Source organism: Micromonospora sp. NBC_00860, assembly GCF_045207375.1.
Taxonomy (GTDB): Bacteria; Actinomycetota; Actinomycetes; order Mycobacteriales; family Micromonosporaceae; genus Micromonospora; species Micromonospora vinacea.
Genome location: NZ_CP108825.1, coordinates 6,398,052 through 6,418,286 on the forward strand (window position 1 = coordinate 6,398,052; position 20,235 = coordinate 6,418,286).

Below are 20,235 nucleotides of genomic sequence, written 5' to 3' on the forward strand. Positions count from 1 at the left end.
CTCATCCGGCAGCGAGGTCGCCCATGAACTCAGGCAGTTCGCAGTCCCGGCTCCGCTCGGTCGCATCGACGCTGGCGGTCGCCCTCACCCTCGTGCTCGCCGCCGCCGCCGGTTGCGACAGCCGCAAGGAACCTGACCTGCCCACCGTGCAGGAGAAGATGCGCGAGACGCACATCTACGGCCAGTCGAAGCTGCGGGTCGGTGTCGCCACCAACGAGCCGTTGATGAGTGAGTTGCGCAACGGCAAGCCGGTCGGCTTCGACGTCGAGATCGCCCGGTACATCGCGGCCTCGCTCGGCTACGAGGGGGACCAGCGGCTGGAGTTCGTCCCGGTGGCCACCGAGGAACGGATCCCCGCGCTACAGGGCGGGACGGTCGACCTCGTGGTGTCCAGCTTCTCCATCACAGAGGAGCGCAAGAAGGTGGTGAGCTTCGCCGGGCCGTACTTCGTCACCACCCAGGAGGTGATGGTGCCGACCCGGTTGAAGGGGAAGATCAGCACCATTGAGGACCTGCGCAACCCGGAATACAAGATCTGCACCAGCGGTGGTTCCACCTCCGAGGCCGAGTTGGGCAGTCACCAGGTCAAGGCGCTGGTCGTGAAGACCGTCGGGGACTGCGTCGCAGGCATCCGGACGGGCCGCTACGACGCGGTCAGCTCCGACGAGACGATCCTCGCCGGCTTCCTGGCCCGCCACCCGAAGGAGTTCGAGATCGTCGACATGCCCTTCGGCACCAGCGAGTTGCTGGGCATCGGAGTGCCGATCGGTGATCCCGCGCTGCGCGACCTGGTCGCGTTCTTCCTCCAGAAGAGCTACCAGCAGGGGCGCGATGACCAGGCGACACCCTGGCAGACCGCGTACAACCGGACCCTGGGCCCGTGGCTGAAGGCCGAGAAGCGCCAGCCGCAGCCGCTGGAGGTGCCGAAGCTCGTCGACTTCGACGACAAGGCGCCCGCGAAGTGAGCGCGGCGCCGACCGCCACCGGCGGCGACGGGCCGGTCCCGCCGCCCCGCACGTCAGTGCCCGGCGGCGCCGCCCCGAGAGTCGACGGTACGACCACGGCGCCGCCGACCGGCGACGGTCCAGTGGCCGGCGTGGGGAGTGAGATTTCCTGGCCGGCCGCCGTGCCGGTCGCCGAACCGGCCGAGCCGGTCGTCGTCGACGTCGAGCCCGGGCGGGTCCGCTGGGATCCGGCCGAGCGGCGTGCCCGGGCCAGCCAGTCATTCTGGACTGCAGTGGTGGGCGTACCCGCGATCTTCTCGGTGCTCCGCCTCGGCGTGGAGGCCGGCGGTGAACTCCAGACCACGCTGCTGCTGGTGGCCAACGTCGGGCCGGTCAACCTGCTCGCCGGCTTCCTGACCACAGCGGCCCGGCTGCTCTCCACCGGCCTGGTCGCCGTCTTCGCGCTGGGCGCGGTGCTGGCCGTCAGCGCGGACGGGCTTCCGCCGGGCACGCGTCGCCGGCCGCTCTTCGCCCGCTGGGCCGACATCACCCCGGCCTGGGTGGTGCTGGCCAGCTTCCTGCTCGCACTGATCACCTGGCCGTTGCTCTATCTTCCGCTGCTGCTGCCGGCGTTCGTGGCCGCGTTCCAACTGCACCCCGGGCGGCTGCACGAGCGGGTCGTGCCTCGGCTGCTGCTGATCGGCGCGCTTCTCGCCGGGTACGGCTGGCTGATGCTGCCCACGATGCGCGACGCGATGCGGCAGGGCGACGAGTGGCTGGTGCTGGCGCTCATCGTGGTGCCCCCGCTGCTGGCGCTGTTCATCGCAGGGCCGCTGCCGGGCATGGTGATCCGGCCGCTGGCGTCGGTGACCGAGGTGGCGGTGCTGGCCACCCTGGTCTGGGCGGCGGTGCCGGTGATCAGCACCCCGGTGTTGCCGCTGACCGTCACCACCGTCGGCCCGGAGAGTGGGCCCACCGAGGACGTACGCGGGCACGTGGTCACCACCGACGACGTCAACATGGTGATCCTCCAGGAACGGGGTGGCGTCCGTTATGTCCCTGTCGATCTGGTCCGCGCCCAGGTGCTCTGCCCGAGCGAGGAGGAGTTGCCCCGCCACCAACTGCGCATTCACGACTTCCACGTCGAGGATTCCCTGTTGGAGGGCATGGGTCGTCGGGTCCGCCCGGTCCATCGCATCGACGCCGCCTGCCGCACCCCAGCCTGACCGCCGCCCGCACGTGATCGACTCGGTTTTCAGGAAGTCGGGGCATCGCTGGCGCTTGGACACCGCAGGTTCAAGGAAACCGAGTCGATCATGCAGCTCGGGCGCGCGCGGCCACGACCCGCCACGCCCGAGCGGACGCGGCGGCCCGGGTCAGTAGGACTTGTCCTGGCCCAGGACGTGTTGGGCCACGAAGTTGAGGATCATCTCGCGGCTGACCGGTGCGATCCGGCCGGCCCGGACCGCGCCGAGCAGGGTCGCCACCCCGTACTCGGTGGTCATGCCGGCCCCACCGAGCACCTGGACGGCGGTGTCCACGGCGAGCGCGGCGGCCTCCCCGGCCGCGTACTTGGCCATGTTTCCGGACACCCCGGCCTCCAGGTCACGGCCGGCGTCGTACAGGGTGGCCGCCTTCTGAATCATGAGGCGGGCCAGCTCCACCTGCACCGCCGCATGGGCCAGCGGATGCGACACCCCCTGGTGTGAGCCGATGGTCCGGCCACCCCAGACCTTGCGGGTGGCGGTGTACTCACTGGCCCGCTCGATGGCGTACCGGCCGGTGCCGGCGCCCATCGCGGCCACCGTGATCCGCTCCGGGTTGAGCCCGGCGAAGAGCGCCGGCAGCCCGGCGTCCAGCGACTCGCCGAGCAGTGCGTCGGCGGGCACCCGCACGTCGTCCAGGTAGAGCAGGAACTGGTTCTCCGGAGACACGATCTCCATGTCCAGCTTGGACCGGGTCAGCCCGGCCGCGTCGGTCGGCACGAGGAACAGCGCCGGCTTGAGCCGCTGCGGAGACGTATCCCCTGAGCCGGCTGGGCCGTCATCGACGGCGACACGGGCCACCACCAGCACGTGACCGGCCTCGTCGACGCCGGAGATGTAGCATTTGCGGCCGTTCAGCAGCCAGCCGTCGCCGTCGCGGCGAGCCACAGTGCCGAGCCGGTGGAAGTTGGAACCGGCCTCCGGCTCGGTGATCGCGAAGACGATCTTCTGTGAGCCGTCGGCGAGGCCCGGCAGGTGCCGCTTGCGCTGCTCCTCGGTGCCGTGCCGGCTGAGGACGGTCGCCGCGATGGCGGGGGAGACCACCAGCAGCAGGAGCGGGCAACCCGCCGCCGCCAACTCCTCGCAGACGATGGCGAGCTCGGTGATGCCGCCGCCCCCGCCGCCGTACTCGGTGGGGATGTTGACCCCCAGGTAGCCGAGGCGTCCGGCCTCCGCCCAGAGTTCGGTGGTGTGTTCGCCGGCCCTCGCCTTCTCGACGAAGTAGGAGTGACCGTAGCGGCGGCCGAGCGCCCGCACGGCGTCGCGCAGTTGGTCCTGTTCAGGGGTGAGGTCGAAGGTCATCGGGCGTCCTCTTCTTCGATAACGGCCAGCACGGCGCCCGTCTGCACCTGACCGCCGGTCGGCACCGGCAGTTCGGTGACCACGCCGTCGATCGGGGCGAGCACGGGATGTTCCAGCTTCATCGCTTCCAGGGTGAGCAGCGGATCACCGGCGGTGACCCGCTGGCCGACCTGGACGTGCACCCGGGTCACCGCGCCGGGCAGCGGCGCGAGCAGCGACCCGGCCGCCACCGCAGCGGTGGGCAGCGGGAGACGCGGCAGCTCGGCCAGGCTCGCCGCCCCGTCCGGGCCGTCCACGAAGACAGCCGACCCCACCCGGTGTACGCGGTACCCGCGGCGAACTCCGTCGACGTCGAGCACCACCCGGTCCGGGGTGGCCTCGACCAGCGCCACTGTGGGTGCTGTCGGCCGCTCGGCGGAGTCCTCGGCAACTGACGTACTGGACCAGTCGGCGAGCCCGCCGGTCCGGTCGAGGCGGTAGCGGATCTCGATCTCGTCGCCGCCCGGCCCGATGAACCGGCTGACCTGCGGGACTGCTGGCACGTTGCGCCAGCCGGAGGGGAGCCCGCCCAGCACCGGTGCTGTCGCCCGGCGGTGCGCGGCACCCGCCAGCGCGGCGGCGAGGGCGGTGAGTGGGACCTGATCGGCGGGGAGGAGCGGTGCGAAGACCTCCGGGTGCCGGTCCAGGAAACCGGTGTCGATCTCCGCCGCCGCGAACTCCGGGCTGCGCAGCACCCGGACCAGCAGATCGCGGTTGGTTGCCACCCCGTGCAACTCGGCCCGAGCCAGGGCACCCGCCAGGGCCCGAGCCGCCTCGGCCCGGGTCGGTGCCACGGCGATCAGCTTGGCGAGCAGCGAGTCGTAGTGCACCCCCACCACCGAGCCCGCCACCACGCCGGAGTCGAGCCGCAGGCCCGCCCGTTGGATCCAGCCGAACTCCCGGTCCACCCCCGGCACGTCGAAGCGGTGCAGGGTGCCAGTGGCGGGCCGCCAGCCCTGCGCCGGCTCCTCGGCGCACAGCCGTACCTCGATGGCGTAGCCGCGCGTGGCCGGGTAGAGGTGATGTGCGGGCAGCGGTGCGCCCTCGGCCACCAGCAGCTGCATCCGGACCAGGTCCAGCCCGGCCGGAGTGACCAACTCGGTGACGGGGTGCTCCACCTGGAGTCGGGTGTTCATCTCCAGAAAGAAGAACTCGCCGGTCGGTGCCAGCAGGAACTCGACAGTGCCGGCCCCCACGTAGTCGACCGCCCGCCCAGCAGCCATGGCCGTCTCGTGCAGCCGATCATGCAGCCCCGGCGGGAGATCACCCGGAGCCTCCTCGATGATCTTCTGGTGTCGGCGCTGGATCGAGCACTCCCGGACGCCGAGCACCTGCACGGTGCCGTGGGTGTCACCGAAGATCTGCACCTCGACGTGCCGGCCGCGCTCGACGTACCGCTCGATGAAGACAGTGCCGTCGCCGAACGCGGCAGCCGCCTCGCGGCGCGCGGAGGCGACCGCCTCGGCCAGTTCGTCGGCGGTCCGGACGATCCGCATGCCCCGCCCACCGCCGCCGGCGGACGCCTTCACCAGCACCGGGAAGTCCGTGACACTGTCGGTGTCGGTCCAGCTCGGCAGCATCGGCACGCCCGCCTCGGCGAGCAGTGCCTTCGCCGCCAGCTTGTCGCCCATCGCGGCGATCACCTTGGCCGGCGGCCCGACCCAGGTCAGGCCGGCGTCGGTCACCGCCGCCGCGAACTCGGCGTTCTCGGCGAGAAACCCGTAGCCGGGGTGGACGGCGTCCGCGCCGCTGCGGCGGGCCGCGTCCAGGATCAGGTCGACCCGCAGGTACGTCTCGGCCGGCGTGGCGCCCGGCAGCCGGACCGCCTGGTCGGCCTCGGCCACGAACGGCGCGTCGGCGTCCGCGTCGGAGTGCACGGCGACCGTCGCCACGCCCATCGCCCGGCAGGTGGCGAAGACCCGGCGGGCGATCTCGCCCCGGTTGGCCACGAGCAGTCTGTTGATCATGGTTGGCGCGCCCCCTACATCCGGAAGACGCCGAAACCGTCGGCGCCCTTCACCGGTCCGTTGTGGATCGCCGAGAGGCAGAGCCCGAGGACGGTCCGAGTGTCCCTGGGGTCGATCACCCCGTCGTCGTAGAGCCGACCGGAGAGGACGAGCGCACCGGACTGCGACTCGATCTGCTGCTCGACCATCATCCGCATCGCCGCGTCGGAGTCCTCGTCGTAGTCGCGCCCCCGGGCGGCAGCCGCCTGCCGCGCCACGATCGACAGCACCCCCGCCAGCTGCGCCGGGCCCATCACCGCCGACTTCGCGTTCGGCCAGGTGAACAGGAACCTCGGCTCGTACGCCCGGCCGCACATGCCGTAGTTGCCGGCCCCGTAGGAGGCGCCCAGGTTCACCGTCAGGTGCGGCACCGTCGAGTTCGACACGGCATTGATCATCAGGGCGCCGTGCTTGATGATGCCGCGCTGCTCGTACTCGGTGCCCACCATGTAGCCGGTGGTGTTCTGCAAGAAGATCAACGGCGTGTCCGAGGCGTTCGCGAGCTGGATGAACTGGGCCGCCTTCTGCGCCTCCGCGCTGAACAGCACCCCCCGGGCGTTGGCCAGCACGCCCACCGGGTACCCGTGCAGCTCACCCCAGCCGGTGACCAGCGCATCCCCGTACGCCGGCTTGAACTCGTCGAAGTCGCTGCCGTCGAGGATCCGGGCCAGCACCTCCCGAGGGTCGAACGGCACCTTCAGGTCGGCGCTGGTGATGCCGAGCAGCTCCTCCGGGTCGTACTTCGGCGGCTGCGGCACCGCCGTACGCGGCGACGGACCCTGCTTGCGCCAGTTCAACCGGCGGACGCACTGCCGGGCCAGCCGGATGCCGTCCCGCTCGTCGACGGCCAGGTAGTCGGCCAGCCCGGACGTGCCGGCGTGCATCGCCGCGCCGCCCAGCGACTCGTCGTCGGTGACCTCACCGGTTGCCATCTTCACCAGCGGCGGACCGGCCAGATAGACCTGCGACCGGTCCCGAATCATGATCACGTGGTCGGACATCCCCGGCACGTACGCGCCACCGGCAGTGGCGTTGCCGAAGACCACGCTGACAGTGGGGATGCCGGCCGCCGAGAGCCGGGTGAGGTCACGGAACACCCGACCACCGGGGATGAAGATCTCCGCCTGGGTGGGCAGGTCCGCCCCGGCCGACTCGACCAGGTTGACCATGGGCAGCCGGTTGGCCAGGGCGATCTCACCGGCCCGCCGGGTCTTCGCCAGCGACCACGGGTTGACCGCGCCGCCGCGTACCGTCGGGTCGTTGGCGACGATCAGGCACTCCACGCCCTCGACCACTCCGATACCGGTGACCACGCTGGCCCCGACCGGGAAGTCCGAGCCGTACGCGGCGACAGGCGACAACTCCAGGAAGGGGCTGTCCGCGTCCACCAGCAGCTCGATCCGCTCCCGGGGGAGCAGCTTGCCGCGGGCGTGATGCCGGGTCACGTACTTCTCGCCGCCACCCGCCCGCGCCTGGTCCAGCGCGGCGTCCAGCTCGCCCAGCCGCTCCAGCAACGCCGCCCGGTTCGCCAGGTACGCGGGCGCGGACGGGTCGACGGCACTGTCCAGGGTGGTCACCGTGCCTCCTTCGTTCGCGACTGCGGGGCTCGCAGACCCGGCTCACTCCTCGCGCTCACCGTGCCTCCTTCGTTCGCGACTGCGGGGCTCGCAGACCCGGCTCACTCCTCGCGCTCACAGACCCATGCCTTTCGCGATGATCTCGTTCATGATCTCGGTGGTGCCGCCGCCGATGCCGAGGATCCGCGCGTCGCGGTAGTGCCGCTCCACCTCGGCGTCGCGCAGGTAACCGAACCCGCCGTGCAGCTGCAACGCCTGGTCGACGACGTGGTCGCAGGCGGCCACCGCCACGTTCTTCGCCATCGCCACCTCGGTCACCACCGGCTCGCCGGCCGCGACCCGGCCCGCCACCGCGTGCACGTACGACCGGGCCGCCTCGGTCCGCGTGTGCATCTCGGCCAACCGGTGCCGGATCAGCTGCCGGCTGGCCAGCGGACGCCCGAAGGTCTCCCGGTCCCGGCACCAGCGCACCGCCAGCTCGACACAGCGTTGCGCTGTCGCGTACGCCTGGGTGGCCAGCGAGAGGCGTTCCGCCGCGAAGTGCTGCATGATCGCCAGAAAGCCGGTGTTCTCCGCGCCGATCCGGTTGGCGACCGGCACCCGTACGTCCGAGAAGGACAGCTCGGCGGTGTCCGAGCAGTGCCAGCCCAGCTTCTCCAACCGGCGTCCCACTGTGAACCCGGGCGACCCCTTGTCGATGACCAGCAGGGTCAGTTCACCGCTGCCGGGGAAGTCGGTACACACAGCGGTGGTCACGAAGTCGGCCCGGTGGCCGCTGGTGATGTACGTCTTCGACCCGTTCACCACGTAGTGGTCGCCGTCGCGGCGGGCGGTGGTGCGGATGCCGGCCACGTCCGAACCGCCGTCCGGCTCGGTGATGGCCAGCGCCCCGATCATCGTGCCGGACAGGGTGGGGCGGACATACCGCTCGATGAGGCTGTCGTCGGTCGGGGACGCGGTGCCGCCGAGCCGACCGCCCAGCGAGCCACCGGTGCGGGCACCGGCCGCCGCGACCATGTGCGGCAACGCGATCCCGTGCGTGAACAGGGCCGCCACCAGCCCGGACGAGCCGCCGGAGCGGATCAGCTCCTCGGTCACGATGATCGAGTCGAGCAGGTCCCCGCCGCTGCCACCGACCGACTCCGGGAAGCCGATGCCGAGCAGGCCGAGCTTCGCGGCTGTCGCGTGCAACGCCCGCGGCACCTCGCCGGCCCGCTCCCAGTCGTCCAGGTGTGGCAGCACCTCCCGATTCACGAACGCCCGGGTCAGCTCGCGCAGTTGCCGGCGCTCCGGGGTGTCCACGATGCTCACTGCGCCACTCCTGCCGGCAGGTCGACGATCCGGGCGCGCAGCAACTCGCCGAGCGCCTTGGCCTGCGGATCGAACCGGATGGACGCGGCCACCCCGGCGCCGAGCAGGCCCTCGATCACGAAGTTGACAGCGCGCAGGTTCGGCAACTCGTAGCGGCGCACCGACAGCGGCGCGGTCTCCGGCAGCAGCTCGGCCAGCCGTTCGACTGTCAACCAGGTCCGCAGCCACGCGTACCCGGCGTCGGAACGCGCCCAGACACCGAGGTTGGCGTCCCCGCCCTTGTCCCCGGAACGTGCGCCGACCACCTCGCCGAGCGCCCCGCGTCGGGTCGGGCCGTCGACCGCGGCCCCGCCGCCCGGGTCGGACTGGTCCGGGGAGGTGCTGGCGGTGCGGATCGGCGGGGCGATCGGCACCCGCTCGCCACCGGGTAGCACCGCGACGTGCGCCACCGCGTCCTGCGGCACCGCGTCGGCGGTGAAGACACCGTACGGTGTCGCGTCGCCGGGCAGTGTGGTCAGCGTGCAGCCCGGGTACGAGGCCAGGGCCAGCTCCACCGCGGCGGCCGAGAACGCCCGCCCCGCCCGCGCCTTGTCGCCGTCGCGCAGGTGTACGTGCAGCAGGGCGCTGGCCGTTTCGGTGTCGGCGGCGTCCTCGTGGTCGGTGCGGGCAAGCGTGAACTCCAGCCCGTCCTTGCCCACCGCCTCCTCGATCTGCCCCCGGACCACTGCCGCCTTCGCCTCGATGTGCAGACCGCAGAGGACGAACGTCATCGAGTTGCGGAAGCCGCCGAGGTTGTTGACGCCCACCTTGAGCGTGGCCGGTGGCGGTGTGCCCCGGACGCCGGAGACCCGGACCCGGTCCGGCCCGTCGGGGCGCAGCGTCACAGTGTCCAGTCGGGTGATCACGTCCGGCCCGAGGTACGCGGGCCCGCCGATCTCGTAGAGCAGTTGGGCGGTGACCGTCTCCACTGTGACCGCGCCACCGGTGCCCGGATGCTTGGTGAGCACCGACGAGCCGTCGGGGTACACCTCGGCGATCGGGAACCCGGGCCGGTGCCCGCCGTCGGGCAGCTCGGTGAAGAAGCTGAAGTTGCCGCCGGTGACCTGGGCGCCGCACTCGACGAGGTGCCCCGCCACGGTGGCCCCGGCCAGCTCGTCGAGGTCGTCGCGGCCCCACCCGTACCGGGCGATGGCCGGGCCGACCACCAGCGACGCGTCGGTGACCCGGCCGGTGACCACCACGTCCGCACCGGCGTCGAGGCAGGCGGCGATCCCGAACGCGCCGAGGTAGGCGTTGGCGCTCAACGCGTCCGGCCGCTGGATCGTGTCGCCCTCGACGTACCCGATCCGAGCCGGCAGGCCGAGCCGGGTGGCGAGCTTCTCGATGGCGGTGGCCAGGCCGGCCGGGTTCAACCCGCCGGCGTTGGTCACTATCCGCACCCCTCGGTCGAGGGCGGTGCCGAGGCAGGTCTCCAGTTGCCGCAGGAACGTCTTCGCGTAGCCCAGGTCGGGGTCGCGGAGCCGGTCCCGGGCCAGGATCAGCATGGTCAACTCGGCCAGATAGTCGCCGGTCAGCACGTCCAGCTCACCGCCGTCGAGCATCTCCCGCCAGGCGGTGAACCGGTCGCCGTAGAAGCCGGAGGCGTTGCCGATGCGGATCATGCCCGTACCCCGTTCCGGCCGGCCGGCTGCCGGCCGTCACCCGGCGGCCCGGCGAAGGCCTGTGCCACGTCGAGCCACTCGTCGGCGACCGGCCCGGTGGCGACCAGGGCGAGGTCCGCGCGGTGCCGGCGCTGGGTGACCAGCTGGCAGAAGTCCCGAGCCGGGCCGGTGACCCGGTCGGCGGCGTCCGCCGGGCCCCAGCTCCACGTGTCGCCGCCGGGCCCGACCAGCTCGACCCGGACCGGTGCCGTCGGTGCCTCCCGGCCGTGCGCGGTGAAACCGTGCCCGAGGGTACGCACGCCCAGGTGCGCTACGTGCCGAAGCCGGTCGCTGTCGGGGCGGACCACGCCGAGGGCGTCGGCCACGTCCGCGCCGTGCGCCCAGGTCTCCATGATCCGTGCGGTGGCCATCGAGGTGGCCGACATCCGGGTGCCGTACCAGGGCAGTTTGCCGCCGGCCGGAACGGCGGCCAGTGCGTCGACGAGCGCGGTTCGCCCGGCCCGCCACCGGGCCAGCAGCTCGGCCGGTGGGGCGAGGAACTCCTCGGCGCCGACGTCGACGAGCCGGGTCACGTCCGGTGTGGCGGTCACCGTCGCGTAGAACGCCTCGGGATCGGTAGCGGCCAACAGCGCGACGTGGTCGGTCCAGGCGAGGTGGGCGATCTGATGTCCGATGCTCCAGCCCGGCGCGGGGGTCGGCCTCGCCCAGTCGGCGGTGGGCAGTGGCGCCACCAGGGCGTCCAGCTGGGCGGACTCGTCGGCCAGGTCCGTGAGCAGGTCGCTGATGTCGACCATGGTGCCTCCGGTCGGTGGTGGCCGGTGCGGCCGGCGGTCAGGGCGTGAGCAGGGTGGCGAGCTGGCGCTTCCAGGTGGTCAACAGGGCGCTGCGGCGGGCGGAGTCGTCGCTGAGCAGGTTGGCCACCCCGAGCCCACGGAGCAGATCGAGCGTGGCCTGCACCGCCTCGCGGACACCGGGTCGACGTTCGTCGACACCGAGCAGGGCCACTGTGAGCCGATGCATCTCCCGCCCGACCGTCGCCTCCAGTGGCACCAGGGCGTCCCGGAGTTCCCGATCGGTGCGGGCGGCGACCCAGAGTTCGAGCGCGGCCACGAACAGCGGCCCGGTGAACGCCACGGCGAGCAGGTCGACGACCCGGTCCAACCGTTGTGGGCCAGCCGGCAGTGCATCGGCCTCGGTGCGCAGCTCGTCGGCGCGCCGCTCGGCCAGGTGGGCCACGGCGGCCGTCACCAGCGCCGCCTTCGTCGGATAGTGGTGCAGCTGAGCCCCACGCGACACACCGGCCCGCGCCGCGACGACTGTGGTCGTGGTGCCGGACCAGCCGTGCTCGATCAGGCAGTCGACGGTCGCCTCCAGCAGCCGGGCCTGGGTGGCGCGGCTGCGCTCCTGCTGAGGGATGCGTGTCGATGCGGGGGGCACGGGGACAGCCTGCGGCCTACGAAACAAACAGTCAAGACTGACTTTTTCTGCCCCCCGTGACGCTCGGTGTGCCCGCGTGCCACTCAGCGGCCGTCCCGGCGGCCGGCTCAGCGGCCGTCGCGGGGGCCGAAGGCGGTCAGCGCGTCGACGTCGCTGTGCTGGGAGCGCAGGTACTCGTCGGCCCAGGCAGCGGCGTCGGGGAAGCTCGACTCGGCCGCCACCCGGGCGCAGGCCGCGTCCACGTCGAAGGCGGTGCGGCGCAGCTGGACGCCCGGCCCGAGTAGCGCCCACCACGCGCCAGCGCCTCCGTACGGCATGCCGATGCTGCCCGGGTTGACCACCAGACGACTGTCGACCAGTCGGGCGTAGGGCATGTGCGTGTGCCCGCAGACCACAGTGGCGACCTCGGCGGGCAGACCGTCGAACACCTCCGCCCAGCGCGCCAGCCGGGAGTCGACGAGCACCACCTCCTCGTCGTCCCGGGGGGTCGCGTGGCAGAACAACGTCCGGCCGAGGCCGTCGATCTCCAGCGTCGCCGTCGCCGGCAGCGCGGCGAGCCGAGCCACCTGATCGTCGCGCAACTGCCCGGCGGCCCAGTTCGACACCTCGATCGACGCCGGCCGGCCGGCCCGAGCCTCGACCAGCTCGCGGTCGGCGTTGCCGCCGACCCAGCACACCCGGTCACCCAGGCTGGCGAGCAGGTCCAGCACCTCGACCGGCTGCGGGCCCGCGGCGATGTCACCGGTGAGCACGATCAGATCGGCGCCGGCGACGTCCGGCTCGGCGAGTACGGCCTCCAGCGCCGGCAGGACGCCGTGGATGTCGGAGAGCACCGCAACACGATTCACCATGGCCCCACCCTCACCGCTGGCGCCGCCGGAAGGCCAGCGATTCTGCGCCAGGCAGATGACAACGTCCCCGCCCACCGTCGGTGACGGCAGGCGGGGACGTTGGGTGCTGCTCAGACGCGGGCGCGGCGGGCCAGGCGCTCCGGGTCCAGGATGATGATGCTCTTGCCGTCCAGCCGCAGCCAGCCGCGCGAGGCGAAGTCGGCGAGCGCCTTGTTGACGGTCTCCCGGGAGGCGCCGACGAGCTGGGCGATCTCCTCCTGGGTGAGGTCGTGGGTCACCCGCAGAACGCCGCCGTCGCGGGTGCCGAAGCGACCCGCCATCTGGAGCAGGTTCTTGGCGACCCGGCCCGGCACGTCCGTGAAGATCAGGTCGGCCAGCGAGTCGTTGGTCCGGCGCAGCCGTCGGGCGAGCACCCGGAGCAACTGCTCGGCGATCTCCGGGCGGTTGTTGAGCCACGGCCGCAACGCCTGCTTACGCAGTCGCACCAGCCGGGTGTCGGTCACCGCGGTGGCGGTAGCCGTACGCGGACCCGGGTCGAAGAGCGACAGCTCACCGACCATGTCCGACGGCCCCATCACCGCGATCAGGTTCTGTCGGCCGTCCGCGGCGCGGCGACCAACCTTGATCTTCCCGGACAGCAGGATGTAGAGGCTGTCACCGGGCTCGCCCTCATTGAAGACGATCTCGCCCTTGCGGACCTCGATCGTCTCCATCTCCTTGGCAAGCGCCTCGGCAGCTTCCGGGTCAACACCCTGGAAGATCCCGCTGCGGGCCAGTACCTCGTCCATTGCGCACCTCCGGTTGCGCGTGCCGTCCGTCGGCCGGGGCCGCCGTCCGCTGATCCCCTCGCGCGCCGCCAAGTCTAGGCGCACGTGAGCTCGAATCAGAGGTCGCCCCTGGAATCTTGATCGGTGGGCGTAACCTGCCCGACGTGCTGAGCGACCCGACTCTGACCAGCCGCGCCGAGGACGGGCGGCACGCGCCGCTGCTCGTCTGGCGCGCGGACGTGCCCCTGCGGGCGATCAGCAGCGGCCCACTGGGCGGTGGCATCGGGCTCCGGCGATGGGTGCTGAACGCGACCGTACCGATGTCGTACGACCGGGAGGACCCCGCGGCGCACCTGGCTGCGCTCGCCGCTGAGCTGTCCCTCGACGGGCCCGGGATCGGTCTGCTGACCGGCGTCGATGTGACGGAGGTGGTGGCGCGGACCGACACCGGGGTGCGGGCCTGGGCGACGGTCGGGCTGGGCACGCCAGTGCCCGCGGCCGAGCCGACGCCGACCGCGCTCGCCCACCGCGTCGGCACTGTCAACATCGTGGTGTACGTGCCGGCCCGGCTCGCCGACTCGGCACTCGTCAACGCGGTGGCCACCGCGACCGAGGCGAAGACCCAGGCGATCACCGAGCTGGGGGTGCCGGGGACCGGCACGCCCACCGACGCGGTCACAGTGCTCTGCCCGGTGGACGGGGCGGAGGCCCCGTACGGCGGGCCGCGCTCCACCTGGGGCGCCCCGCTCGCCCGAGCGGTGCACGCGGCGGTGCTCGCCGGCGGTGCCCGGCCGGTCGTGCCGTGGTCTGAGCAGCTCACGGGCCCAAAGTCCAACCGATCGGCTGTCGTCGGCGCGTTTAACGACCGGTAGCGTCGCGGGCGATGTACGCTCCCGCCCCCCTCGCGTCCCGCCCGCGCCGCCGCGTCGCCCTCGGCCTCGCCGCGCTGCTGGCCGCCCTCCTCGTGGCCGGCTGCTCCGACTCCGCTGGCGAGGCACCCGTCTGGCAGCCCGGCGCGGGAGGTGGTGGCACCGGCGCACCGGTCTCCACTGCCGGCCCCAAGGCCACCGGGCCCGCATCCTCCGGTCAGGGTGGCGCGATCTCGCTCTCCGCCACCGGGGACATCATCATGGGCAACGCGCCCGGTCGGCTGCCCGCAGCCGGTGGCAAGGGCTTCTTCACCTCGGTCACCCAGGCGCTCAAGGCCGACCTGGTGATGGGCAACCTGGAGGAGCCGCTGACTGTCGACACCGGCACCGGCAAGTGCGGGGCCAACTCCACCCGCTGCTTCCAGTTCCGCGCCCCGCCGGAGTACGCCGCGCACCTGCGCGACGCCGGCTTCGACGTGCTCAACCAGGCCAACAACCATGGCTACGACTACGGGCCCAAGGGCTACGAGAACACCCAGAAGGCACTGAAGAAGTACGACCTGGAGCACACCGGCGCACCGAACGAGATCACCGTTGTCGACGTCAAGGGCGTCAAGGTCGCCGTCGCCGGCTTCTCGTCGTACGTGTGGTCCAACAGCCTGGTCGACATCGCCAAGGCGAAGGCGGTGGTCGCCAAGGCCGCCACCATGGCCGACCTGGTAGTGGTGCAGGTGCACATGGGCGGCGAGGGTGCGGACAAGACCCGGGTGAAGCCGGGCACCGAGATGTTCCTGGGCGAGAACCGGGGCGATCCGGTGAAGTTCTCGCACGCCATGATCGACGCTGGCGCCGACCTGATCGTCGGGCACGGCCCGCACGTGCTGCGCGGGATGGAGTTCTACCAGGGGCGCCTGATCGCGTACAGCCTGGGCAACTTCGCCGGAGGCGGCAACTCGCTGAGCAACGACGGTCGGCTCGGCTGGGGCGGCGTGCTGAAGGTGTCGCTCAAGCCGGACGGCAGTTGGGCCGGCGGCTCGTTCACCTCCACGTACATGAACTCCGCTGGCAAGCCGACGATGGACCCGGACGACCGGGGCCTGGGTCTGGTCACCGAGTTGAGCCGCGCCGACTTCCCGAAGGGTGGTGCCCGGCTCGACGGGCAGGGGAAGATCTCGCCACCGACCGCCGGCTGACCGAGCAGGACCGTCCGGGGTGCGACGTAGGCTGACCGTCGTGACCAGTAGCCCTCCCGGTGCCAGCGAGACCGATCTCGGGCGCAAACGCCGCGCCCGCAAGATCGGCCGGGTGCTGACCGAGACGCATCCCGACGCTCACTGTGAGCTGGACCACTCCAACGCTCTGGAGTTGGCCGTCGCCACGATCCTCTCCGCGCAGTGCACGGACAAGAAGGTCAACGAGGTCACCCCGAAGCTCTTCGCCCGCTACCCGAGCGCAGCCGCGTACGCCAGCGCCGACCGGGGCGAGATGGAGGAGCTGATCCGGCCCACCGGCTTCTACCGCAACAAGACCGACTCACTGCTCAAGCTCGGTCAGGCCCTCCTCGACCGCTACGACGGCGCGGTCCCGGGCCGGCTCGTCGACCTGGTGACGCTCCCCGGCATCGGCCGCAAGACCGCCAACGTGATCCTCGGCAACGCCTTCGACGTCCCCGGCATCACGGTCGACACGCACTTCCAGCGACTGGTCCACCGGTGGCGGCTGACCACCGAGACCGACCCGGTCAAGATCGAGCACGCGATCGGCGCGCTGTACGACAAGCGCGACTGGACCATGCTGTCGCACCGGATCATCTTCCACGGGCGACGGGTCTGCCACGCCCGCAAGCCGGCCTGTGGCGCGTGCACCCTCGCGAAGCTCTGCCCTTCGTACGGCACCGGCCCGACCGAGCCGGCGGCCGCCGCCAAGCTGCTCAAGGGCCCTCGGGCGCGCGACCTCGCGGTTGCCGCCGGGGTCGACCCGGAGTTGGTGCCGGCGCAGGCGATCACGGCGGAGGTGCCGTGAACCGCCGCCTCGCCCTCGCCGTCCTGCCGCTTCTGCTGGCCGTCACCGGTTGCACCAGCGGCACTGCCGACGACGAGCCAGCCCCCCGGCCGGCCGCAGCTGAGCGTCCATCCCCGTTCCGGGACTGCACCGCGCTGAGCACGGGACCCGCGGCCACGTCCCCCGGCTCCGGCACGGCGACGGCGACCCCCGCGTCGCCCAGCACGCCCGGCACGACACCGCCCGCTGGCGGGTCGGCGCTGCCGGAGCTGACGCTCTCCTGCTTCACCGGCGGTGCCCCCGTCGTACTGCGGGAGGTGGCCGGGCCAGCGGTGATCAACGTGTGGGCTTCCTGGTGCCCGCCGTGCCGCAAGGAACTGCCCGCCTTCCAACGCCTCAGCGAGCGAACCGCCGGTCAGCTCCAGGTGGTCGGCGTCAACAGCCGGGACAGCCGCAGCGGCGCCCAGTCCATCGGTGAGGACTTCGGCGTCCGGTTCCCGATGCTCGTGGACCAGGGCGAGGCGCTGCAACGCGAGCTGAAGCGCAACGCCATTCCGCTGACCCTCTTCGTCGCCGCCGACGGCCAGGTCCGGCACATCGACGCCACCGGGGCTCTCGACGACGCCAAACTCGCCAAGCTGGTCCGCCAGCACCTCGGCCTGGCGGTGCCGGCGTGACCCGTCGGCCACCCAACTGGATCGAGCCGTTGCTGACCCGGCTGGGCACCGCCCGCGCCGAGGACTTCACCCGGCTGACCACCCCGGCCGAGGGCGGTCGGGAGAGCGCCGTGCTGGTGCTGCTCGGCGAGCAGCCCGGCGCGGGTCCCGACGTGCTGGTCCTGCAACGCGCCGCCACCCTGCGCAACCACGCCGGCCAGCCCGCCTTCCCCGGGGGCGCGGCCGACCCGGAGGACGCCGACGTCCGCGCCACCGCCCTGCGCGAGGCGAACGAAGAGGTGGGCCTCGACCCGGCCAGCGTGACAGTGCTGGCCGAGCTGCCGAAACTGTGGATCCCGGTCAGCGACTTCGTTGTCACGCCGGTGCTGGCCTGGTGGCACGACCCGCACCCGGTGCACCCCCGGGAGCCGGCCGAGGTGGCACACGTCGCCCGCCTGCCGGTCAGCGAGCTGGTCGACCCGGCCAACCGGCTGCGGGTCCGCCACCCGAGCGGCTGGATCGGGCCGGCGTTCTCGGCCCGCGGGATGCTCGTCTGGGGCTTCACCGCCGGGGTGCTCGCCACGTTGCTCGAGATGGGCGGCTGGGCCCGTCCGTGGTCGCCCGGCCGGGTCGTGGAGCTGCCGCCGACCGGGGCGACACCGGCCCCGTCCGCCGGCACCGACGAGGCTGACGAGAACGCCCTGCGCTGACCGCACGGTCACCATCCGCAAGCGATGGTCATCCAGTGGGCACACTGCCCGTACGCTTGACCCGTGTCCGTCGTGGATCTCGTCCTGCTGCTGCTCATGCTCGTGTTCGCGATCAGCGGATACCGCCAGGGTTTCGTCATCGGCGTCACGTCGTTGTCCGGCTTCTTCCTGGGTCTGCTGCTGGGTCTCCAGCTCGGGCCGCTGTTCGCCAGACAGTTCGTGGACGCCGGCACCCGTGTGCTGATCTCGCTGGTGGCCATCTTCGGGCTGGCGGTGGTCGGGCAGGCACTCGCCGGTTGGCTCGGCTCGCACCTCCGCAAGACGATCACCAGCGACGTGGGCAAACGGGTCGACGACGTCGGCGGGGCGTTCGTCTCGCTGTTCGCGGTGCTCCTGCTCGCCTGGCTGGTCGCCGTGCCGCTCGGCTCGTCCTCGGTGCCCTGGCTCGCCGCATCGGTCCGCAACAGCGCGTTGATCACGGTGGTCAACCAGGTCCTGCCGGAGCGGGCCCACCAGTTGTCCACGGCGTTGGAGGACACCGTCGACACCGACGGGTTCCCGGACGTCTTCGGTGACCTCGCGCCCACCCGGGCGCGGCAGGTCGACCCGCCGGACCCGGCGCTGGCCAAGTCGCAGGTGGTGGTCAACGGCCGGCAGTCGGTCGTCAAGGTGCTGGGTTCCGCGCCCAGTTGCTCACGCCGGATCGAGGGTTCCGGTTTCGTGTACGCCGACGACCGGGTGATGACCAACGCGCACGTGGTGGCCGGCACCCGCTCGGTCGCCGTGGAGTTGGGCGGCGAGCGGTACGACGGCAAGGTGGTGGTCTACGACCCGGACCGGGACCTGGCGGTGCTGCTCGTGCCCGGGCTGCCCGGGCCGTCCCTGCGGTTCGCCGCCGGCAACGCGGGCAGCGGCTCCGACGCCATCGTGCTCGGCTTCCCGCTCGACGGCCCCTACAACGCGCAGTCGGCGCGGGTCCGCGACGTCGACCGGATCAACGGTCCGGACATCTACGCCTCCACGAAGGTGACCCGGGAGGTCTACACGATCCGGGCGCTGGTCCGCAGCGGCAACTCCGGGGGTCCGCTGCTCTCCGCCAACGGCCTGGTGCTCGGCGTGATCTTCGCGGCGGCGACCGACGACCCGAACACCGGCTTCGCTGTGACAGCGGCCGAGGCCCGCCCGGTGGCGTTGGCCGGGGCCGAACGCAACCGGCCGGTCGGCACCGGCGAGTGCACCTGAGCGTCGCCGCGGGTCGGCTCAGCTCTGGGCCGGCAGGACGCGCCGCCCGACGGTCGGTAGCTTCGCCCGGCCCCACCGCAGCCCCCGGTCCAGCACGGCACGGGCCATGATCGCGACGCACGTGCCGCCGTTGACGAAGGACGCCACCACGTCGCTCGGGTGGTGCATTCCCCGGTACATCCGGGTCATCGCCACGCCCAGCGGCACCATCAGCAGCAGCGTCCACCAGGCGACCTTCGCTCCGGTGCTCCGTGCCCGCAGCGCCATCAGCACGGCGATGCCGACGTAGAGCGCCACCGCCGCCGAGGTGTGCCCGGACGGAAAGCTCGACGTGGGTGGCGAGACGTCCATGTGTTCCACAGCCGGCCGTCGCCGGTCGATCGCCAGCGTGGTCAGCAGGAACACCAGCGCCTGGGCGGTCACCGCCGCGCACAGGAAGAGCGGCTCGCGCCAGCGCTTCAGCCAGAGCCGCAGCGCCAACGCCACCAGCACGGTCACCACGACGATCATCTGGGTGCTGGCCAGCGTGCTGAACACCAGTGAGATGTTGTTCCAGTCACCGGTGCGGTCGGCGGCCAGTTCCCGGTTCACCGCGTCCTCCACGGTGAACGGCCAGGTTCGGGCGAACACCCGGGTGACCAGCACCCCGAGCAGCACCATGAGCCCCAGCAGGAGGGACACCGGCAGCAACACCCGCCGGACGATCTGGACCACGGTCTCGGACATGGGTGGGCCAGTACCCGGCCGGTCTCGTCGTCACTCCTCAGGCAGATCCCGGGTGCCGCTCGACCTCGGGAGCGACGCCGTCGCGGGTCGGCCGAACCGACCGCAGGCCACTGTGTGCCCGCCAACTGGTGAACGCGGCGGTGGTGGCCGCGACCACCGCCACACCGAGCAGCCATCCGCCCACCACGTCGCTGGTGAAGTGCACGCCGAGCGCCACCCTGCTCAGCCCGGTCACCACGGTGAGCAGCACAGCCGCGACCCAGACCGCGACCCGCGCCGCCCCCCGCCCGACGTACGGAAGGAGCACCAGCAGCAGCACCCCGGCGGCCAGGGTGGCGTTCAGCGCGTGCCCGGAGGGGAACGAGTAGCCGGCCGCCCGGGCCACCGGGTCGAGCAACTCCGGCCGGTCCCGGCCGACCAGCAACTTGAGCAGCGGACCGATCGACCCGCCGACGACCATCGTCGTGGCCGCCCAGAGGGCCAGGCGGCGGGCTCCCCGGCGCAGCAGCCAGACCACCAGGAGCAGGGCGACGGCGCGCAGCGGCATCGGTGCGAACACCTCGGTCCAGACCCGCATCAGCAGGACCCAGGCCCTGTGGTCCTGCGCGTAGCCGTGCAGCGCGTCGGTGACCGACGTGTCCAGCCGGTGCAGCGGGGCCCAGGCGCCGAGCACCAGCACTGTGAGCAGGGCGAACGGCACCAGCACCAGGAACGCCGCCGTCGCGGCCAGAGTGAGTCGCAGCCCCAGCGCGTGGTCCCTGTCGAAGCGGCGCTGCCGCCAGGACGGCTGACCGGTGGGGGCGAGGGTGGGCGGCCACTGCGTACTCATGGGTCCGTTCTACCCGGCCGGGCGGTCGGTCAGGCCTGCCGG

General features: G+C 72.2%; 19 protein-coding genes. 8 read left to right on the top strand and 11 right to left on the bottom strand.

Annotated elements, in window-relative coordinates; genetic code table 11:
- Positions 1-23: 23 nt before the first annotated feature.
- Together OH804_RS29515 and OH804_RS29520 are read left to right on the top strand one after the other, a co-directional pair.
- Complete coding sequence (locus OH804_RS29515; RefSeq protein ID WP_406060860.1) at positions 24-965, top strand: transporter substrate-binding domain-containing protein; 942 nt, start codon at positions 24-26, stop codon at positions 963-965.
- Complete coding sequence (locus tag OH804_RS29520; protein WP_406060862.1) at positions 962-2,170, top strand: hypothetical protein; 1,209 nt, start codon at positions 962-964, stop codon at positions 2,168-2,170. The genes OH804_RS29515 and OH804_RS29520 overlap by 4 nt, the downstream gene beginning before the upstream one ends.
- Before the next feature lie 150 nt (positions 2,171-2,320).
- Here the strand turns inward: OH804_RS29520 and OH804_RS29525 are convergent, their stop codons facing one another.
- From OH804_RS29525 to OH804_RS29565, 9 genes are all read right to left on the bottom strand, one after another.
- Positions 2,321-3,511, bottom strand: a complete 1,191-nt coding sequence (locus OH804_RS29525) for an acyl-CoA dehydrogenase family protein (RefSeq protein WP_196920140.1) — start codon at positions 3,509-3,511, stop codon at positions 2,321-2,323.
- Positions 3,508-5,517, bottom strand: a complete 2,010-nt coding sequence (locus OH804_RS29530) for a biotin carboxylase N-terminal domain-containing protein (RefSeq protein WP_406060864.1) — start codon at positions 5,515-5,517, stop codon at positions 3,508-3,510. The genes OH804_RS29525 and OH804_RS29530 overlap by 4 nt, the downstream gene beginning before the upstream one ends.
- A gap of 14 nt (positions 5,518-5,531) precedes the next feature.
- Complete coding sequence (locus tag OH804_RS29535) at positions 5,532-7,133, bottom strand: acyl-CoA carboxylase subunit beta (RefSeq protein WP_196920138.1); 1,602 nt, start codon at positions 7,131-7,133, stop codon at positions 5,532-5,534.
- Positions 7,134-7,247: 114 nt separating this feature from the next.
- Complete coding sequence (locus OH804_RS29540) at positions 7,248-8,444, bottom strand: acyl-CoA dehydrogenase family protein (RefSeq protein WP_406060867.1); 1,197 nt, start codon at positions 8,442-8,444, stop codon at positions 7,248-7,250.
- Positions 8,441-10,105, bottom strand: a complete 1,665-nt coding sequence (locus OH804_RS29545; RefSeq protein ID WP_406060869.1) for an acyclic terpene utilization AtuA family protein — start codon at positions 10,103-10,105, stop codon at positions 8,441-8,443. The genes OH804_RS29540 and OH804_RS29545 overlap by 4 nt, the downstream gene beginning before the upstream one ends.
- A complete protein-coding gene (locus OH804_RS29550) occupies positions 10,102-10,899 on the bottom strand; it encodes a TIGR03084 family metal-binding protein (RefSeq protein WP_406060871.1) in 798 nt (265 codons plus the stop codon). The genes OH804_RS29545 and OH804_RS29550 overlap by 4 nt, the downstream gene beginning before the upstream one ends.
- A gap of 37 nt (positions 10,900-10,936) precedes the next feature.
- Positions 10,937-11,542: a TetR/AcrR family transcriptional regulator gene (locus tag OH804_RS29555; protein WP_196920134.1), complete on the bottom strand. Its 606-nt coding sequence runs from the start codon at positions 11,540-11,542 to the stop codon at positions 10,937-10,939.
- Between the two features lie 107 nt (positions 11,543-11,649).
- Entirely contained in the window at positions 11,650-12,393 is a 744-nt protein-coding gene (locus OH804_RS29560) for a metallophosphoesterase family protein (RefSeq protein WP_406060873.1), read from the bottom strand.
- Positions 12,394-12,503: 110 nt separating this feature from the next.
- Positions 12,504-13,181, bottom strand: a complete 678-nt coding sequence (locus OH804_RS29565) for a Crp/Fnr family transcriptional regulator (RefSeq protein ID WP_007466162.1) — start codon at positions 13,179-13,181, stop codon at positions 12,504-12,506.
- A gap of 143 nt (positions 13,182-13,324) precedes the next feature.
- Here OH804_RS29565 and OH804_RS29570 point away from each other — a divergent pair, with 143 nt between their 5' ends.
- From OH804_RS29570 to OH804_RS29595, 6 genes are all read left to right on the top strand, one after another.
- Positions 13,325-14,032: an adenosylcobinamide amidohydrolase gene (locus tag OH804_RS29570; RefSeq protein ID WP_406060875.1), complete on the top strand. Its 708-nt coding sequence runs from the start codon at positions 13,325-13,327 to the stop codon at positions 14,030-14,032.
- 11 nt (positions 14,033-14,043) lie between these two features.
- Positions 14,044-15,222 (top strand): CapA family protein, encoded by a 1,179-nt coding sequence (locus tag OH804_RS29575; protein WP_196920131.1) that lies wholly within the window; start codon positions 14,044-14,046, stop codon positions 15,220-15,222.
- A gap of 40 nt (positions 15,223-15,262) precedes the next feature.
- Positions 15,263-16,051, top strand: coding sequence for an endonuclease III (nth, locus tag OH804_RS29580; RefSeq protein ID WP_196920130.1), 789 nt, complete (start codon positions 15,263-15,265; stop codon positions 16,049-16,051).
- Positions 16,048-16,707 (top strand): redoxin family protein, encoded by a 660-nt coding sequence (locus OH804_RS29585; RefSeq protein ID WP_406060878.1) that lies wholly within the window; start codon positions 16,048-16,050, stop codon positions 16,705-16,707. The genes nth and OH804_RS29585 overlap by 4 nt, the downstream gene beginning before the upstream one ends.
- A complete protein-coding gene (locus OH804_RS29590) occupies positions 16,704-17,396 on the top strand; it encodes a CoA pyrophosphatase (RefSeq protein ID WP_196920128.1) in 693 nt (230 codons plus the stop codon). Before OH804_RS29585 ends, OH804_RS29590 begins: the two co-directional genes overlap by 4 nt.
- Positions 17,397-17,459: 63 nt before the next feature.
- Positions 17,460-18,638: a MarP family serine protease gene (locus tag OH804_RS29595; protein ID WP_196920127.1), complete on the top strand. Its 1,179-nt coding sequence runs from the start codon at positions 17,460-17,462 to the stop codon at positions 18,636-18,638.
- Between the two features lie 18 nt (positions 18,639-18,656).
- On the opposite strand, the gene OH804_RS29600 is transcribed toward OH804_RS29595, so the two are convergent.
- Positions 18,657-19,364 (bottom strand): phosphatase PAP2 family protein, encoded by a 708-nt coding sequence (locus OH804_RS29600; RefSeq protein WP_406060881.1) that lies wholly within the window; start codon positions 19,362-19,364, stop codon positions 18,657-18,659.
- A gap of 37 nt (positions 19,365-19,401) precedes the next feature.
- Complete coding sequence (locus tag OH804_RS29605; RefSeq protein WP_196920125.1) at positions 19,402-20,193, bottom strand: phosphatase PAP2 family protein; 792 nt, start codon at positions 20,191-20,193, stop codon at positions 19,402-19,404.
- Positions 20,194-20,235: the final 42 nt, after the last annotated feature.

Bases quoted from the DNA above. Each gene is read 5' to 3' on its own strand.
- OH804_RS29515 (WP_406060860.1), top strand. From the start codon at position 24: ATGAACTCAGGCAGTTCGCAGTCCCGGCTCCGCTCGGTCGCATCGACG.
- OH804_RS29550 (WP_406060871.1), bottom strand. From the start codon at position 10,899: ATGGTCGACATCAGCGACCTGCTCACGGACCTGGCCGACGAGTCCGCC.
- OH804_RS29530 (WP_406060864.1), bottom strand. From the start codon at position 5,517: ATGATCAACAGACTGCTCGTGGCCAACCGGGGCGAGATCGCCCGCCGG.
- OH804_RS29525 (WP_196920140.1), bottom strand. From the start codon at position 3,511: ATGACCTTCGACCTCACCCCTGAACAGGACCAACTGCGCGACGCCGTG.
- OH804_RS29600 (WP_406060881.1), bottom strand. From the start codon at position 19,364: ATGTCCGAGACCGTGGTCCAGATCGTCCGGCGGGTGTTGCTGCCGGTG.
- OH804_RS29545 (WP_406060869.1), bottom strand. From the start codon at position 10,105: ATGATCCGCATCGGCAACGCCTCCGGCTTCTACGGCGACCGGTTCACC.
- OH804_RS29565 (WP_007466162.1), bottom strand. From the start codon at position 13,181: ATGGACGAGGTACTGGCCCGCAGCGGGATCTTCCAGGGTGTTGACCCG.
- OH804_RS29605 (WP_196920125.1), bottom strand. From the start codon at position 20,193: ATGAGTACGCAGTGGCCGCCCACCCTCGCCCCCACCGGTCAGCCGTCC.
- OH804_RS29575 (WP_196920131.1), top strand. From the start codon at position 14,044: ATGTACGCTCCCGCCCCCCTCGCGTCCCGCCCGCGCCGCCGCGTCGCC.
- OH804_RS29560 (WP_406060873.1), bottom strand. From the start codon at position 12,393: ATGGTGAATCGTGTTGCGGTGCTCTCCGACATCCACGGCGTCCTGCCG.